The organism is Parapedobacter koreensis, from assembly GCF_900109365.1.
Classification (GTDB): Bacteria; Bacteroidota; Bacteroidia; order Sphingobacteriales; family Sphingobacteriaceae; genus Parapedobacter; species Parapedobacter koreensis.
Genome location: NZ_FNZR01000002.1, coordinates 105,755 through 122,054, shown reverse-complemented (window position 1 = coordinate 122,054; position 16,300 = coordinate 105,755). Strand labels below are relative to the sequence as shown.

Below are 16,300 nucleotides of genomic sequence, written 5' to 3'. Positions count from 1 at the left end.
TCGCTTTAATAGACTTACCTATATAGCTAGCGTTTATAAACATTTATGAATGAGTAGGGAGAATTTTCACCGTTTATTGCAGCGGTACCTGGCCGGGCAATGTACACCTGCCGAAGAGCAGTTGGTACACCACTGGTATGATATGTTGGAGGGGCGGCATGAAATCAACCCCGAAAACCTGGACACCATCGAAAATGCCATCTGGGATAAAATACACGAAGGCATCAATATTAGCCATCCGGAACGCAGTTTCGTGCACTCCTCCCGTTTCTCACCAACGTACTTACGTTTTTGGCTGGTCGCTGCTGCGGTAGCCATATTCCTCATAGGATCAGGTACCTTTATATATTTCAGGGTTATCTGCTATCCTGTTAGTCCGTCGTTTGTATCGGAGCCCATGTCCGACGGCCAGGTAATAACGATAACGAATGATACGGATCACCACATGAATATCATTCTTTCCGATGAGTCTTTGGTTGAACTTTATCCCGGGGCGGTGCTCGAATATCCAAAGCGCTTCAAAGCAAAAAACAGGGAAGTCCGTTTGTCTGGCGACGCTTTTTTTGCGGTTGCAGCCAATTTGGAGAATCCGTTTTGGGTCTTCCACGAAGGGATGATCACCAAGGTACTGGGGACAAAGTTTAAGATAAAATCCCCGAAGGGTAATGCCAAAGGCGAAGTAATTGTTTATTCGGGCAAAGTGGATGTGTTTTACAATGTCGGCAACCGGAATTTTGTAAAACGGCTCCTCGCTGTCCCCGAGAAAGCATCCATTACAACCAACCAGAAAGCCGTATTACAGCCGGAAACTATTGAAGAGACGGTTATGGAAAACCCATTGCCAATTAGCACACAAGTAGATGCCATCCGCCATGAAACGTTTAAAGATGTTCCCATGACAACATTGGCGAAAACACTTAGCGACCTTTATGCGTTGGATGTGGTAGCAGATAGCAGCCTCGCGGGGACTATGTTTACGGGCGATCTCAGTGGCATCGGATTATTCAAGCAATTGGATATCATTTGTACAGTAACCAACACGCAATATGAAATCTTGGGCAAGACTGTTTTTTTGCGTAACAAACAATGACCACAACACACACAAATTTTTATACCAAACACACTAATGTTATACTGGATTATGAAAGACGATAAAACTTAACCTGTTAATCAGTTATTAGCAATCGAAAAGTATTGCTGCCCGCCGTATTGAAATCATCGCATAGTAAGGGCACCTCGATGTCACGGAGGTGTTGAGTGATGTCTTTTGATCAGCCGACTGAAACGTGGTAGCCAATTAGAACAAATGATGCTAACTAAATGAACGTGATTATGGAAAAACCAAAGACTTAAGGCCACAAAAAAACCGGCAATATGGGGGTATTGCCGGCCATCTTCCGGCACCGATGCGTTCCGGAAAAATTTACAGTTCAAGAAAATCTGTTTAACGAACCATAATTTTTCAAAAATATGAAAAAAGAACGAATTATTGCTTTAACCAAAACAGCGATGAGACTAACCTTTTTATATGCCCTTATCACATTGACTGTCGCATTTGCTACCCATGCTAAGGAAGCGGATGCACAAGGTGTTTTGGATAAAAAGATTGCGTTTTCTGCCAAGCGTATCACCATAAAAGAGATGATAGAGGTCCTGGAAAGCCAATCGGAGGTTCATTTTATATATAGCTCATCGGCGATTAAAGCCAACAGGAAAATCAAGATCGCAGCCATTCACGGCGAATTGTCGAATGTGCTTGAGGGCGTATTTAAACCCATTGGAATTACCTATAAGGTTGAGCATGACAAAATATTGCTTTTCAGCATGTCCCAGGATTTTACCATCACGGGCACGGTTGTCAATGGCCAGGATAACACACCCATTTCCGGTGCGGCCGTGAAGGTCAGGGGGACGACAAGGGGCACCAGTACCAATGATAATGGTCAGTTTTCGCTGATTGTAAATCCCAACGAAGTGGTGGAGGTAAGTTATATCGGTTTTGCCACACAGGAATTTAGGGTAGATAGCGTGAAGCATGTGTACAGCATCGCGTTGCACGCATCGCTCAGTACGCTGGACGAGGTCGTGGTGACAGGGTATTCCGCGCAACGTGTGAAAGATTTGACCGGCTCTGTGGCCGTGGTTGATGTAAACCAACTCAAAGCACAACCCGTTGCCAGCCCCGTCGAATCCTTGCAGGGGAAGGCCACCGGTGTTCAGGTCATCAGTGATGGCGCTCCGGGAGCTACGCCGCAGATCCGTATCCGGGGCTTCAGTACCATCAATAACAACGATCCGCTGTATGTCATCGATGGGGTGCCCTTCGAAGGCAAGCTGAGTTGGCTCAATCAAAACGATATTGAAAGTATGCAGGTGCTGAAGGATGCCTCCGCAGCTTCCATTTATGGCGCACGTGCAAATAACGGGGTAGTGATCATCACGACGAGAAAAGGCATCAGGGGTGCACCGCAGATTTCATTGGATATGTACTATGGTACGCAAAATCCCCGGCGGGAAGCATTTCCTGAAATGATGAACCCGACGCAGTATGCCAATTACCTATGGCAGTCTTTTGAAAACAACCCCAGTTTCACGCCCGGTACTTCAGAGACCACGGGCAGCAACTATCGCATGGAAAATGGCGTCATCCAGTTGCCTGAATATTTATTGGCGGGATCAGCCACGGGCCATAATGTAACGGCCGCTGATGCAGACTTGGCCAATTACAACTATAGTCGTGATGCGGGGACTTTCTATCAGATCACACGGGCCAATCAGGCCGGAACCCAATGGTTTGAAGAAATGACGCACAATGCACCGATTCAAAACTATCAGTTGAATGTGAGCGGTGGTGGTGAAGCCGCGACGTATTCGATATCCGGTGGGTATATGGAGCAGCAGGGTATCGTCAGGCACACCGGTTTTGAGCGGTTCAATGTACGTTCGAATACAACGTTCTCCGCATTGAATGAGCGGCTACGTTTTGGGGAAAACATGCAATACAGCTACGAGGAATTTTTCGGCGTGGGCGTGAATCCCAACGTGTCCGGGGATTACCAGGGAGAAGGCAGTGCGCTGGGTTTCGCTTACCGCATCCCGACCATTATACCCGTTTATGACGAGATGGGCAACTTCGCGGGTAGCCGGGGAGATAAGCTTGGCAATGCGCAGAATCCCGTGGCCATGTTGTACCGTGCCAAAGACAACAAACGCAGGCGCAATTTCTTCTTTGGTAATGTATTCACCGAAGTGGATATCGTGACTGGTCTTACCGCCCGAACCAGCTTCGGCTTGCGGTATGAGAATTATAATGGCATGAATATCGGCTATCCCAACCTGGAATTTTCAGAAGGGAGCAATGCCAATAACCTGGATGAATGGCAGGGATTTACCATGGATTGGACATGGACGAACACGCTGACCTATAAACGGACGCTGGGCGGACTGCATGACTTGACGGTCATGGCCGGTACGGAGGCCATCCGGACGAATGCGCGTGAATTGGGGGGTGCTCGGAACGACTTCTTTTTGTTGGGCAATTTAGATTTCTATTACCTATCCCGGGGTGCCACCAACATCAGCAACCGGAGTTCGGGTAGTATTTGGTCCATGTTTTCCATCTTCGGGCGGGCTGATTATTCGTTTAACAACCGCTATTTGCTCAGTGCTACGGTTAGGCGGGACGGCTCGTCCAATTTCGGACCCGAAAATAAGTATGGCGTATTTCCGGCTGCCAGTGCAGCATGGCGGCTTTCGGAAGAGGCGTTCCTGGATGACGCGGCATGGCTGACAGACTTGAAGATCCGAGCAGGCTATGGCGTTACTGGCAATCAGCGCATTCCGGGATTCCAATATCTGCGCCGCTACGAAGTATCCATCCCTTCGGCATCTTATCCCACAGAAGGTGCTGGGCTCACGACTGGCGTTTGGCAGAATGCCTATGACAATCCTTCGGTAAAATGGGAGCAGGTCAATTCATTGAATTTGGGATTGGATTTTACGCTCCTTGATGGTCGGTTTGACGGTGCGTTTGACTGGTATACCCGCAAAACGACGGATATGTTGTACCCTGTTCCGCTTCCTGCCGCAGCAAGGGGAGAAGGTAATTCGCCATTCATCAACATCGGTGACATGGAAAATCGTGGAATTGAGTTGTCGTTGAATTATCATCATGGACAACAAGACAACCGTCCGTTCCAATTTGACGTTGGTGCCAATTTCACGAAGTACACCAATAAAGTGATATCCCTTGCACCTTCGGTAACTGAACAGCTTTATGGTACTTTCCGTAGCCTGCAAACCACTATCCTGCGGCCGGGGGAACCCTTCGGGTCGTTCTTTGGCTACCAGGTGGCCGGTATTTACCAAAGTGCTGAAGATATTACCAACAGCCCATCTTACGACGGTGCCCGGTTAGGTGGTCCCAAATATGCGGATATTTCCGGACCGGATGGCACACCCGATGGTGTCATCAATCCCTTTGACCGGACGATTATTGGCAATCCCCACCCAGACTTTCTGTATTCGCTGAGCCTTGGTGCCCGCTACAAAAATTTCGACATCAGTATGTTTTTCAATGGGTCACAAGGCAACGACTTGTATGAGGCTACCCGGTATTTCACGGACTTCAGCACGTTTGACGGCTCGGCCAGCGTACGCATGCTGGACACGTGGAGCCCATCGAATCCCTCAGGTACAATCCATTCGCCCTATCGCGGCGCATCCGACTTTGAGTTGGCTTCATCGAGCTATTATGTGCAGGACGGGAGTTTCTTCCGGATGAAAAACCTGCAAATAGGCTATACATTCCCTGCCGGGAAATTGTTCCAGGGCAAAATCAGGAACTTACGGCTTTATGTAAGCGGTACCAACCTGTTTACCATTACGGATTATACGGGGCTGGATCCCGAGGTGAGCCAAACAAACAGTACCTTCTCGGCACTTGGTGTGGATTTCGGGGTATATCCCGTTGGTAGGCAATATCTATTAGGTCTTAGTGTAGGGTTTTAATATGTTAAGGAGCGAACAAATGAAAAAGTTGAAAAATATCATCTGTCTTACATTAGTTGGTGTATTTGCCGCTTGCAGCAGCGATTTTTTGGATCGGGTGCCGCAGGGTGAATTGATTACCGCCCAATTGGAAAATCCAGATGGGGTGGAGGCGACGCTGGTGGGGGCTTATGCATTGTTGAATGGCAATGTGAACGGAACGTGGGGGAGCTATTCTTCTGCACCGAGCCAATGGTTGTTTGGCGAAGTAGCGGCGGATAATGCCCATAAGGGCAGTAATAATGGCGACCAACCAAATATGAACCAAATCGAATCGCACCAAGCCGTCAGTACCAATGACAACCTGGCAATTATGTGGAGCCGGTACTATGAGGGTATCGCCCGGTGCAATAATACATTGCGCCTGCTGAATGCGGTGCAGTCCGGTTCCGGCGAAAAACTTAGTGATGCCCGGGCTACCGAGGTTACCGCCGAGGTACGAATGCTGAGAGCGCATTATTATTTTTTCCTGAAGCGGGTGTTTCGCGATATCCCTTATGTAGATGAAAATACGGAAACGGCGGATGCAATCACCATTCCCAACAATACGGATGTGTATCCCCAAATCGAGGCTGACCTCCGCTTTGCTGTAGACAACCTGTCTCCGGACAAGCCCCTTGGAGAGGCTGGCCGTGTCGACCGGATAGCCGCACAGGCTTATTTGGGAAAAGTACTGCTGTACCTCGGCCGCCATGCTGAGGCCCTGCCGCTATTTGAGGCGGTGATGGATGCCAGGCCTGACATCACTACGTTGCCCTTTACGGACAATTTTGATGTCACCCGCGAAAACGGGCCGGAATCGATATTTGCCGTGCAGCATGCGGTCAATCCCGATGGTAGCGGCGACAACGCGAACGTGGGCGATATGCTTGGTGGCTTGTACGGCAATGCCCCGGTCAATTGCTGTGGGTTTTTCCAGCCCACATTTGATTTGGTCAATGCCTTCCGGGTAACTGCTTCCGGCCTTCCAATGTTGGATGGAAGCTACCGTACAAATGCGTATACTTCGGATTTCGGGCTGACGGGTAGTGCCAAAACCAATTATGCCGTAAACCAAACGCTGGCTTTCGACCCCCGATTGGATTATACCGTTGGCCGCCGAGGTGTGCCGTATCGGGATTGGGGTACGATGCCGGGGGATAGCTGGATCAGGGATCCTGCCTATGCAGGCCCATTCGTAGGCGTCAAACACATGATTGAACAGTCTCAATTCTCTACACAGGCGGTGCAAGGAACGTTGCAAATTACGGGTCTGAACATTAATCTCATTCGCCTGGCAGACGTGTATTTGATGGCTGCTGAATGCTACGTGGAAGGCGGGGATCTCGGCTCGGCGTTGGATATGGTGAATGCCATCCGTGAGCGGGCAGCCCAGCTGCCGGGCAAACAAGTGAATGGTTCAGCGGCAGCAGCATACAACGTGCAGCCTTATCCCTCGTTTCCCAATGCGGACTACGCACGTAATGCCATACGTTTTGAACGTCGATTGGAACTGGCGCTGGAAGGCCATCGCTTCTACGATTTGGTTCGTTGGGGCATCGCAAAGGAAGTACTGGAAAGCTATGCTACATTTGAAGGGGAGTTGTTGTCGGCCTACCGCGATTTGGTTTTCCAGCCAAGGAACGCGTATTTCCCGATCCCCCAGGAGCAGATAGACCGAAGCCAGGGGGCATTGGTACAACATGAAGAATATTGATGGCTTATTATGATATCACGAAAGAGGTTTATTCATGAAATGGGGACCGGGATTGCTGCTATAGTGGCATCCCCGGCCATATTACCGTTGTTTTCCTGCGATGGGCAGCAGACCAAAGCGGACGATGGCAAAGATGAGTTGTTCTTTAAGATTTCGTTGGCCGAGTGGTCATTGAATCGGGCGATTTTCAGTGGCCAGCTCGACCATTTGGATTTTCCGAGGTATGCCAAGGAGAAATTCGGAATAAATGCGGTGGAATATGTCAATCAGTTTTTTAAAGACAAGGCCGAAGACCAAGCGTATCTTAAGGAAATGAAAAGCCGATGCGACGATCAAGGTATGACCAGTGTGCTCATCATGTGCGATTTAGAAGGAGATTTGGGGGATGCTGATGTGATTGGTCGCAAACAGGCAGTGGAAAACCACTACAAATGGGTAGAGGCAGCTCAATTTTTGGGGTGCCATGCCATCCGTGTAAACGCCGCAGGGCAAGGGACGGCCGACGACGTGGCTCAACGTGCCACGGAGAGCCTGCGGGAGTTGGCTTCGTTTGCGCAGGATTATGGTATTTCCGTAGTCGTGGAAAACCACGGCGGGTATTCTTCCAATGGTGCATGGCTGAGTAAGGTGATGCGGGATGTGGGAGTGCCCAATTGTGGAACCTTGCCAGACATCGGCAATTTCTGTGTCCGGCGGAGTGAGCCATTGGAACAAACCATAGAGGCCTATTTAGCCACCGAATGTCTTGAGGAATATGATCGTTATAAAGGTACGGAAGAATTATTGCCGTTTGCCAAAGGGGTGAGCGCAAAGACGTATGATTTTGATGAGCAAGGCAATGAAAGCAGTATTGACTATGGCCGCATATTGAACTTGGTAAAAGATGCTGGATTCACCGGCTATTTAGGCATTGAGTATGAAGGACATAATCTTCCGGCAGATGAAGGCATTGCCAAGACCAAGGCGATGCTTGAGCGGCTGGGGCGGGAGATGACCTAATCAATTAAGAGTAACCTGTTAATACAAACACGCAGATGGGGGCGTTTGGAGAGCGACAGCTTTCCAGATTCCCCCTTTTTATTGTTGAGTTTTTTGCAATCCAACAATTTCCTATCTTAGCCCTTTCAAAGCTATAGATGTCTACAATTAAAAACCACAAGCCCACTATACGCGCATGGGCGATGTTTGACTGGGCTAACTCAGCGTATAACTTGGTCATCACCTCCACGATCTTCCCGGCATATTACACGGCTATCACTTATACAGAGGCCGATGGCGATCGGGTGGATTTTTTTGGTTTTAACGTGGTCAATACCGCCCTGTCGAATTTTGCGCTTTCTTTTGCCTACCTGCTCATGGCCATTGCATTGCCAATATTGTCATCGGTAGCTGATTTCAAGGGCAATAAAAAGGCCTTCATGATGGCATTCACCTATCTCGGCGGATTTGCTTGCATGGGCTTGTTTTTCTTCAGGCTCGAAACCCTTGAATGGGGAATCATTTGCTTTACGTTGGCTGCTATGGGGTACGTAGGCGGCGTATTGTTCAACAACTCGTACCTCCCCCAGATCGCTACCGTAGATCAGCAAGATCGGGTAAGTGCGCAGGGATTTGCATATGGATATGTAGGATGTGTCACCATACAGATCATCTGTTTTGTATTTGTGCTTAAGCCCGAGTGGTTTGGTATCACGGACCCGAGTCTGCCGCCGCGCCTTTCTTTTTTTCTCGTGGGGCTGTGGTGGATAGGTTTTGCCCAGATCCCATTCCGTAAATTACCTCAAAACACACGCAACGGCCAGCGCGTCACGAAGCATGTCCTGCGTAAGGGGTTTGCCGAATTGCAGGACGTATGGCACAGATTAAAAGATATCGCGGAGATCAAGCGATTTTTGCCGGCCTTTTTCTTTTATGCCATGGGTGTACAAACGGTTATGATCGTGGCGGCTGCCTTTGGCGAGAAAGTACTCCACCTCGGTGCACCCAAGCTGATCGGAACCATTTTAATCATCCAGTTGGTAGCCATAGGGGGCGCATACTTAATGTCATTGTTGGCCCGTTTTATCGGCAATGTGCCAGTACTCATGCTGGTGGTTTGCATTTGGATAGTGATATGCGTTGCAGCTTTCTACATCAACCACGAGGTGCATTTTTATATACTGGCTGCTTTGGTTGGATTGGTGATGGGCGGTATCCAGTCGCTATCTCGTTCTACTTATTCCAAGTTATTGCCGGTGGGAGAGGAAGACACCGCTTCGTTTTTCAGCTTTTATGATGTGACGGAAAAAGTGGCCATCGTCATTGGGTTGTTTTCGTTTGCGCTCATCGAGCAGGTGACAAACAACATCCGTTATTCGGCACTGTGTTTGGGCCTGTTTTTTGTAATGGGGTTGATATTGTTGTATAGGATGCTGTTACTAAAAAAGCCCTTGGAAAATGACCGTTGAATTGTTTGTCCCTTGTTTTATTGATCAATTATTTCCCGAGACGGCATTCAATACGGTGAAAGTGCTGGAGAAAGCGGGGTGTGAGGTTGTGTACAATCCCGAACAAACCTGCTGCGGGCAACCGGCTTACAACGCGGGTTTCTGGGATGAAGCCAAGCGGATCGGCCAAAAGTTTTTGCATGATTTTTCAACGGATCGGGTCATCGTGTCGCCATCAGCTTCCTGTACGGGGATGATAAAAAATGCCTACAATGATTTGTTCACAAATACGATGGTGCACAACCGCTGCCGGGCAATTCAGGGGAATATCCACGAGCTTTCTGATTTTCTTGTAAATATACTTAAAAAGGACTACTTTGGAGCCGAATTGGAGGGGCGTGCTGTGTACCACGATTCTTGTTCGGCACTGCGGGAGTGCCGTATCCGGGAAGAACCACGCCGATTGCTGTACAGGGTTGAGGGCTTGGAAATGGTCGAGATGAAAGACACCGATACGTGTTGTGGTTTTGGCGGTACATTTGCGGTAAAGTTTGAAGCCATATCCAGCGCCATGGCTGAGCAGAAAGTACACCATGCATTGGAAATGGAAGCAGATTTTATCATTTCCACGGATGCTTCTTGTTTGTTGCACCTTCAAGGGTATATCGACAGGCACGGACTCCCCATCAAAACCATGCACTTAGTGGACGTGTTAGCCCATGGCTGGGGAAATATTTGAGGACGTAATTTTTGCTGCAGAACCTAATTTTAGCTAAATAATATGACTAACAGAAGAGCATTTTTAAAACACTTGGGTATCGGCGCGCTGAGCGTTTCGGTACTGCCGTCCATGGCGCTGCCCATGGATTTTACCGGGAACAAAAAGTTGTTTTTTGACATTTCATTGGCCGAATGGTCATTGCACCGCACACTTTTTGCCAAGCAATTGGACAACCTTGATTTTCCGGAGACAGCAGCAAAAAAGTTTGGCATTCATGCCGTGGAGTATGTCAATCAGTTTTTCAAGGATAAGGCCAAGGATAAGGCATACCTGGGCGAGCTATTGCAACGTGCAACCGATCAGGGTGTCAAAAATATCTTGATTATGGTAGATGGTGAAGGGGCGTTGGGAGCGTTAGACGAAAAAGAACGGTCACAGGCTGTGGAAAACCACTACAAATGGGTAGAAGCGGCTAAGTTTTTGGGATGCCACGCCATCCGTGTCAATGCAGCGGGGAAAGGTACGCCGGAGGAAGTACAAGCTGCTGCTATCGACGGGTTGGGCCGGTTGAGTGAATTTGCGGCCCCGCATGGTATTAGCGTCATTGTGGAAAACCACGGTGGTGTATCTTCCCATGGCGATTGGTTGAGTGCCGTGTTGCAAGGTGTCGGCAAGGCGAATTGTGGAAGTTTGCCTGATTTCGGAAATTTTTATGAGTACGATCGCTATCAGGGTGTGACCGAGATGATGCGCTTTGCCAAGGGGGTGAGTGCGAAGACACTTGGCTTTAATGAGCAGGGGGACGAAGCTAAGATTGACTACCGGAGAATGCTCCAGATCGTAAAGGATGCAGGCTATCGGGGATATGTCGGTATTGAATACGAAGGCAAAGAATTGAGTGAAGAAGAAGGAATAAAGGCAACCAAACGTCTATTGGAACGTGTAGGCGAAGAGTTAAGTTAATCGGTCGGGGCGGCTGTACTTCCGCTTCCGAAGATAGTGTTGGAGGAAACCAAGCAAAAGCAAGAGCGCAGGAGGCAGGGCGACATTAAATAATTGCCAAGCAGCAGACTGCGCCTTGATTTTTATTGGATCGAGCAAGCGGAGCTTGACTTCCTTTTCCCGCAAGGTAATAATACCCGTATCGTCAGTAAGGTAGTCTATCGCATTCAGCAGGAACGATTTATTACCATACTGTTGTTCGGTATACCTGTCCCATCCCAGGGGGTAAGGCGATCCATCAGTAGGATTTACCTGTCCTTTGAATACATCACCATCAGCAATGGCCACCATCTTTGTTTTTTTCCCGCTTTCGGATACAGCAATAGCCGGATCAATCCCGGCAGGGATCGGGCGATGGGCAAATACCGAGGGGAATTCTCCTTCCAGCAGGGCGGCTACCGGATAGGGTTTGTTTTTGAATTCAGCTGGGTCGGGTGTTTCCTCTACTAATTGCAAGGAGATCGTTGCTGGGATATCGACCAACCGTGAGAATGGTGATGATTGCAAGATAACCGTTTTGTGGACGCCCTGCACGGCAATCGTATCCAATGTGCCAGCAAATTCGCTACGTATACCGTTTAGATTTTTTAGCATGGGATGGCTGGTTGTCGGTACAAAGATGGGATAAAATAGCCAAGGAGCTAATTCAACCTGGGCTTGGCTACCTACCTGACCCACGGTCACCGGGATCTGTGCAGCATTCATATCGGCAATAAGATCATAGTTGAATCGTATGCCATAGGAGAATAAGAGGTCATCCAAATTGAGGGATCGGGCTATCACTGTTTGCTCACCAGTGGCACGCAGGCTGTCCAGATCGGCATCCAACTGGTCAATGGCCCACAGTGCCCGGCCACCGTTCATAATGAAATGGTTGATTTTGAATTTTTCCGTTTCGGTAAATCCCTGAGTTGGTTTAGCGACAATAAGCACCTTTAGCTGGCTGAGCCCTTGGACTGTAATGCTATCAAGATTCACAAAACCCACTTCGTAACCTTCCATGAGGCTCTGGATGGCATCATGAAGCTGCAGGTTGTCCAGTTCGCCATGGCCTTCAGTAAATCCAATCAAAGGTTTGCCGCCTGAGGTGACTTTACGGAGTGCAGATACAAAAGCATATTCCAGGTTTTGCACGGAATTGTTCAGCACCTCCTCAGGGGAGGCTCCGGCACGGCTTTGCAGTAAGGGTACCGATATTTCGTTTTCACCATAGGTAATCAACGCGGCAGGGAATATCAATTGTTGGCTAAATCCGGTTTCCGTTCGCACGTTGAGGTTGGTGGGTGTTATCCCTCTATCGGCGAGTGCCTCCATATTTTTTTGCTGCTGCTCCATGTTGCCATCCATGGGATTAATAAAACGGAATGTCAATTTGCCAGCGGAATAAGCAGTCAAGTCTCGTAGCAAATCCGCGGTGGCCGTTTGCAACCGTACAAAACTTGCGGGCAATTTGCCATCAAGGAATACGGTGATGTGTGCTTCCTGATGAAGGGCATTTACGGTTTGCTTTGCCAGGGGTGAAAGCGTAAAGCGCTTATCGGCGGTGAAATCTACGCGGCTGAAATAAAAAGAGGCAAGGAAGTTTGCCAACGCCAAGCCCCCTATCAGCAAAAGGCCCTGCCGTAATGCTTTCTGCCTGGATCGGCTACCCGCAGCGAGTAGCCCCCGTGTAAACCATAAAAAGAGCAGTGGGACGCTCAGGAAATAAATCAGATCGCGGCTATCCAAGACGCCGCGGCTGATGGCTTCATAATGGGATTGGATGCCAAAAAACGATAAAATATTCGCATGGCCTGAAAAAAAAACCAGGCTGCTCAGGGCATCAAAAGCATAGTATATTAAAAAGCAAAAGCATACGGCTGTCAGAAACGCGATAATAACATTATTGTTTAATGCGGATGAGAAAATGCCAATGGCTGTAAAAATGGCACCTAAGAATAACAGGCCAATATACGACCCAATAATGGCGCCGATATCCACATTGCCGATAGGCATGGCCAGTTGGTATATGGAGTAGCCGTAGACAAGGGTAGGTAACAACGCCAATACGACAATGGTAAGGCTTCCCAGGTATTTGCCGAGTAAAATGCTCCATAGGCGGATTGGGCGGGTGGTCAGGAGATCCCATGTGCCGTCGGCTTTTTCCCCCGCAATACTTCTCATGGTAATGGCAGGAATAAGAAACATGAAGAGGTAGGGACTGATCCCGAAAAACCCGTCAAGCGAAGCGTAACCGAAGGTAAGTGTGCTTGTATCCGGAAAAACCCAAAGCAACAAGCCTGTAGCCAATAAATACAACCCTATCGCCAAATAGCCGATCAGCGAATTGAAATAAGTGGCAATTTCCTTTTTGTAGATACTCCGCAATGGTGATGTTTTTGAAGCCTCGAAAATAGGAAAACAGACACTGTAAAACAAGAAAGCACGAACAAATGGTTGTCCGTGCTTTCCCAATCATATTGTCAGATCTTGTTAGCGTTGGCCAGGCAAATAAACCTGGAAGCCCAATGCTACACCCAAGCCACTTTGCCCGGTTGACCCCGAAACTGTGGCCTTGCTGTAATTATAACCTGCCGTGACCTCAAGCGCCACACTGCTGGTGATGAAATGCGCATAGCCTACATTAGCACCTAATGCTAATGAAGCGCCCGAACCCGGCGAGCTGCCTGAAATACCGACATCGCCCTGTGCGAAGAACCGGCCCGTTGAGCTGGATCCCTCCGGAAAGTAATACCGGATAAACGGAGCTACGCCGTAGCCCCACACGTCATCTTCATCGGGCACCGTTGCCAGGCTACCCACCAACCCCAAACCAATAGCGATGCCATCAGAGATGAAATAGCCGGCTCGCGGATTTAAACTAATATTAAAATTCTCACCCTCAAAGCTATAACCCAAACTACCTAAACTTCCACCAACGATCCAGTTACCTTGCTGCACAGGCGCCATCCCAACATTGGCCGAAGTTTGCGGTTTATTGATGTCTTGAGCAGAGGCTGCAAAGACACCTGCTAAAAACAATGCTGAAAATAGGAGTACACGTTTCATGGTTTTTCGTTTAATGTTCAATTAATTATAATGTTTACCTAAGTAAACACAAAACGTGCTATATTGTTTAAAAGTAAAAAAAGAGATATCGCTAACCAGTGGTTGTCAGCCGGATAAACAATGCTTCCAGGTTTGCATCTGTATATCGCATGGGCAGTTCGCTGAGCGGAAAATCAGCAATGATTTGACCTTGGTGGATGATGACGACATCGTCGCATATGGCTTCTACTTCTTGCATGATATGGGTAGACAGCAGTACAGTTTTCGCTTTGCCGAGCTGTTTGATTAATGCACGGATACCTTGCAATTGGTTGGGATCTAGTCCGGATGTAGGCTCATCAAGAATAAGTACTTCGGGATCATGGAGGATCGCTTGCGCCAAGCCTACGCGCTGGCGGTATCCTTTGGATAGCTGGCTGATTTTTTTGTGCTGTTCTGGAATGAGACCGGTCATTCCAATCACTTCGGAGATCCGGGCCTGCTTATGTGGAATGTGATGCATTTCTGCCGCGAAAGCCAGTGCTTCCTGTACATACATGTCCAGGTAAAGCGGGTTGTTTTCCGGCAAGTAACCCAAGTGGCGGCGTGCTTCGAGGGCATTTTGCAGGATGTCAATACCATATACCGATGCGGTGCCCGTGGTAAGGGCGATGCTTCCGGAAAGGATTTTCATGGTGGTAGATTTTCCTGCGCCATTGGGCCCAAGAAACCCCAAAATCCTGCCGGGCTTGGCCGTAAACGAAATGCCCTTTAGCGCGGGATGCGTGTTGTAAGATTTATAGAGGTTGGATACGTGAATGGACATTGGCCTGTTAATTGACAAAGGGTGATAATAATTTGTGCGTATTACGGTATCCGTGTAATGCCTTGCCAGCCTCAAGGGGCCTGTCGGTTGATAAGATATCAGCTCCACGTTCGATTAATCCCGTATATACCGTATCACCCCGTGTAGCGGCCCGTTGATCCAAATTGCCCATGGTGCCCACAATACAAAGGATGCCGTGGCCGTGGAGCAAGTCATATACATTTTTAGGGGCCTCGCTCGTGCCTACAAAAGCAACAAGCCTGTTGTCTGGAATATTGCGGTCACTGAGCCTCAGCAAATCCGCGGATGAATGGATAGAAGCAGCGATCATTAAATCAGGCGCTAGCTGGTGTACGGCAGCGGCCTGATCTGCATTATAAGTGATGACGATGCTATACGCTTCGGCCTTGTTGCGCCGTATGGCTTCAATGACGGAAGCATAGGGCACGTCACGCTTGACATCGATGGTAAAGATGACTTTGCCTGCACCCCATTGAAGTGCCTCATCAAGCGTAGGTATCTGGTATGCGGTTACTTTGCCGTCGGTATCTTTCAATCGCAATTTTCGCAGTTCGGCGAAAGTGAGTTCATGCAGGTTTCCGGTACCGGAAGTCGTACGATCAAGGGTCTCATCATGCATGAGTACCAATACCGAATCTTTGGTCAGGCGGGCATCACATTCAATAATGATCGGCTGGTGGCGATAACTATTTTCAAAGGTTTCTATTGCATTCTCCGGGAATTTGGAAGCAGGGCCACCCCGATGGGCACTGATTAGTGGGTAGCGTTTTTCATTGTACGTAAGAAATCGGTATAAATCATCGATATTGGTGAGTTTGATGTTGTTGGCGGTATAGCGAAAATCCCCACTGCCAAGGTTGGAGGGAAGACAGGAGGCAATAAAAAGCGAAACAACAGCAACCAGTAGTAGCGAGGTAGAACGCCGGATCATAAAAAGGAATTTGACAACACGGTAAAACCGGCATAAAGATACATAATTCCCGTGTGAAATCAGCTTACCAGCCTTACCAATTCTTCCAGTTGCAAAGACAGCTGATTTGCGACATGTGCAGCCTGCAGGTAATAGGATTCTCTTTCAGCCAGTTTGGATTGGATATACGTCAATAGCTCCTCACCGGACAGCCCGTTTAGTGCCGGCCGCGAGGCAATGTCTGTCTGCATCAGCCTATCCCACAGTGCCTTGGGCGGCAGGTAAAGGTAGATGGTCAGACCGACCTCGTTCATCCAGGTCATGTTGTCAAAATAGCAAGGAGCACCACCGCCGGTAGCGATGATGGTGGGCTGATCCAATGGCAGGCTCTTCAGGATACGGCTTTCCAATTCCCTGAAAGACGCCTCGCCATGTGCCGCGAAATAATCGGCGATGGAAGTGCCGAGCTCGTTGACGATGGTTTCATCCAAATCGATGAATGCACGTCCGGTCTTGTTGGCCAGTTTACGACCCCATGTGGTTTTGCCACTTCCCATAAAACCGATGAGAAAAACCGCTTTTGTATCCGTCATGTTGTTATTTTCGTCAGGCATCCAGTGTT

12 protein-coding genes are annotated in these 16,300 nt (G+C 48.6%); 7 read left to right on the top strand and 5 right to left on the bottom strand.

Going from position 1 to position 16,300, the window contains the following annotated elements; all coding sequences use genetic code 11:
• Window positions 1-49 precede the first annotated feature (49 nt).
• The 7 genes from BMW65_RS04595 (at window position 50) to BMW65_RS04565 (ending at window position 10,855) form a co-directional block, all read left to right on the top strand.
• Window positions 50-1,090: a FecR family protein gene (locus BMW65_RS04595; protein WP_090603183.1), complete on the top strand. Its 1,041-nt coding sequence runs from the start codon at window positions 50-52 to the stop codon at window positions 1,088-1,090.
• 419 nt (window positions 1,091-1,509) lie between these two features.
• Window positions 1,510-5,010, top strand: a complete 3,501-nt coding sequence (locus BMW65_RS04590) for a SusC/RagA family TonB-linked outer membrane protein (protein ID WP_245747502.1) — start codon at window positions 1,510-1,512, stop codon at window positions 5,008-5,010.
• Between the two features lie 19 nt (window positions 5,011-5,029).
• Complete coding sequence (locus tag BMW65_RS04585) at window positions 5,030-6,745, top strand: RagB/SusD family nutrient uptake outer membrane protein (protein WP_090604226.1); 1,716 nt, start codon at window positions 5,030-5,032, stop codon at window positions 6,743-6,745.
• A gap of 9 nt (window positions 6,746-6,754) precedes the next feature.
• Entirely contained in the window at window positions 6,755-7,744 is a 990-nt protein-coding gene (locus BMW65_RS04580) for a sugar phosphate isomerase/epimerase family protein (protein ID WP_090603180.1), read from the top strand.
• Window positions 7,745-7,881: 137 nt separating this feature from the next.
• Window positions 7,882-9,192 carry an MFS transporter gene (locus tag BMW65_RS04575; protein ID WP_090603178.1) on the top strand — a complete coding sequence of 437 codons (1,311 nt, stop codon included), beginning with the start codon at window positions 7,882-7,884 and terminating at the stop codon, window positions 9,190-9,192.
• On the top strand, window positions 9,182-9,910 hold the full coding sequence (locus tag BMW65_RS04570; RefSeq protein WP_090603176.1) for a (Fe-S)-binding protein: 729 nt from the start codon (window positions 9,182-9,184) through the stop codon (window positions 9,908-9,910). The genes BMW65_RS04575 and BMW65_RS04570 overlap by 11 nt, the downstream gene beginning before the upstream one ends.
• A gap of 42 nt (window positions 9,911-9,952) precedes the next feature.
• On the top strand, window positions 9,953-10,855 hold the full coding sequence (locus BMW65_RS04565) for a sugar phosphate isomerase/epimerase family protein (protein WP_090603175.1): 903 nt from the start codon (window positions 9,953-9,955) through the stop codon (window positions 10,853-10,855).
• On the opposite strand, the gene gldG is transcribed toward BMW65_RS04565, so the two are convergent.
• The 5 genes from gldG to BMW65_RS04540 form a co-directional block, all read right to left on the bottom strand.
• Window positions 10,847-13,261 (bottom strand): gliding motility-associated ABC transporter substrate-binding protein GldG, encoded by a 2,415-nt coding sequence (gene gldG, locus BMW65_RS04560; RefSeq protein WP_090604224.1) that lies wholly within the window; start codon window positions 13,259-13,261, stop codon window positions 10,847-10,849. The two genes, BMW65_RS04565 and gldG, sit on opposite strands and share 9 nt — an antisense overlap.
• A gap of 105 nt (window positions 13,262-13,366) precedes the next feature.
• Window positions 13,367-13,942 carry a hypothetical protein gene (locus BMW65_RS04555; protein ID WP_090604222.1) on the bottom strand — a complete coding sequence of 192 codons (576 nt, stop codon included), beginning with the start codon at window positions 13,940-13,942 and terminating at the stop codon, window positions 13,367-13,369.
• Between the two features lie 91 nt (window positions 13,943-14,033).
• A complete protein-coding gene (locus BMW65_RS04550; protein WP_090603173.1) occupies window positions 14,034-14,747 on the bottom strand; it encodes an ATP-binding cassette domain-containing protein in 714 nt (237 codons plus the stop codon).
• A 7-nt stretch (window positions 14,748-14,754) separates the two neighbouring features.
• Window positions 14,755-15,699: a glycerophosphodiester phosphodiesterase family protein gene (locus BMW65_RS04545; RefSeq protein WP_090603171.1), complete on the bottom strand. Its 945-nt coding sequence runs from the start codon at window positions 15,697-15,699 to the stop codon at window positions 14,755-14,757.
• Window positions 15,700-15,758: 59 nt separating this feature from the next.
• Window positions 15,759-16,271, bottom strand: a complete 513-nt coding sequence (locus tag BMW65_RS04540) for a shikimate kinase (protein ID WP_090604221.1) — start codon at window positions 16,269-16,271, stop codon at window positions 15,759-15,761.
• Window positions 16,272-16,300: the final 29 nt, after the last annotated feature.

What these genes read in the sequence shown, in the direction of transcription:
- BMW65_RS04595 (WP_090603183.1), top strand. Translation starts at nt 50, where the DNA reads ATGAGTAGGGAGAATTTTCACCGTTTATTGCAGCGGTACCTGGCCGGG.
- BMW65_RS04590 (WP_245747502.1), top strand. Translation starts at nt 1,510, where the DNA reads ATGAGACTAACCTTTTTATATGCCCTTATCACATTGACTGTCGCATTT.
- BMW65_RS04585 (WP_090604226.1), top strand. Translation starts at nt 5,030, where the DNA reads ATGAAAAAGTTGAAAAATATCATCTGTCTTACATTAGTTGGTGTATTT.
- BMW65_RS04580 (WP_090603180.1), top strand. Translation starts at nt 6,755, where the DNA reads ATGATATCACGAAAGAGGTTTATTCATGAAATGGGGACCGGGATTGCT.
- BMW65_RS04575 (WP_090603178.1), top strand. Translation starts at nt 7,882, where the DNA reads ATGTCTACAATTAAAAACCACAAGCCCACTATACGCGCATGGGCGATG.
- BMW65_RS04570 (WP_090603176.1), top strand. Translation starts at nt 9,182, where the DNA reads ATGACCGTTGAATTGTTTGTCCCTTGTTTTATTGATCAATTATTTCCC.
- BMW65_RS04565 (WP_090603175.1), top strand. Translation starts at nt 9,953, where the DNA reads ATGACTAACAGAAGAGCATTTTTAAAACACTTGGGTATCGGCGCGCTG.
- BMW65_RS04555 (WP_090604222.1), bottom strand. Translation starts at nt 13,942, where the DNA reads ATGAAACGTGTACTCCTATTTTCAGCATTGTTTTTAGCAGGTGTCTTT.
- BMW65_RS04550 (WP_090603173.1), bottom strand. Translation starts at nt 14,747, where the DNA reads ATGTCCATTCACGTATCCAACCTCTATAAATCTTACAACACGCATCCC.
- BMW65_RS04545 (WP_090603171.1), bottom strand. Translation starts at nt 15,699, where the DNA reads ATGATCCGGCGTTCTACCTCGCTACTACTGGTTGCTGTTGTTTCGCTT.
- BMW65_RS04540 (WP_090604221.1), bottom strand. Translation starts at nt 16,271, where the DNA reads ATGACGGATACAAAAGCGGTTTTTCTCATCGGTTTTATGGGAAGTGGC.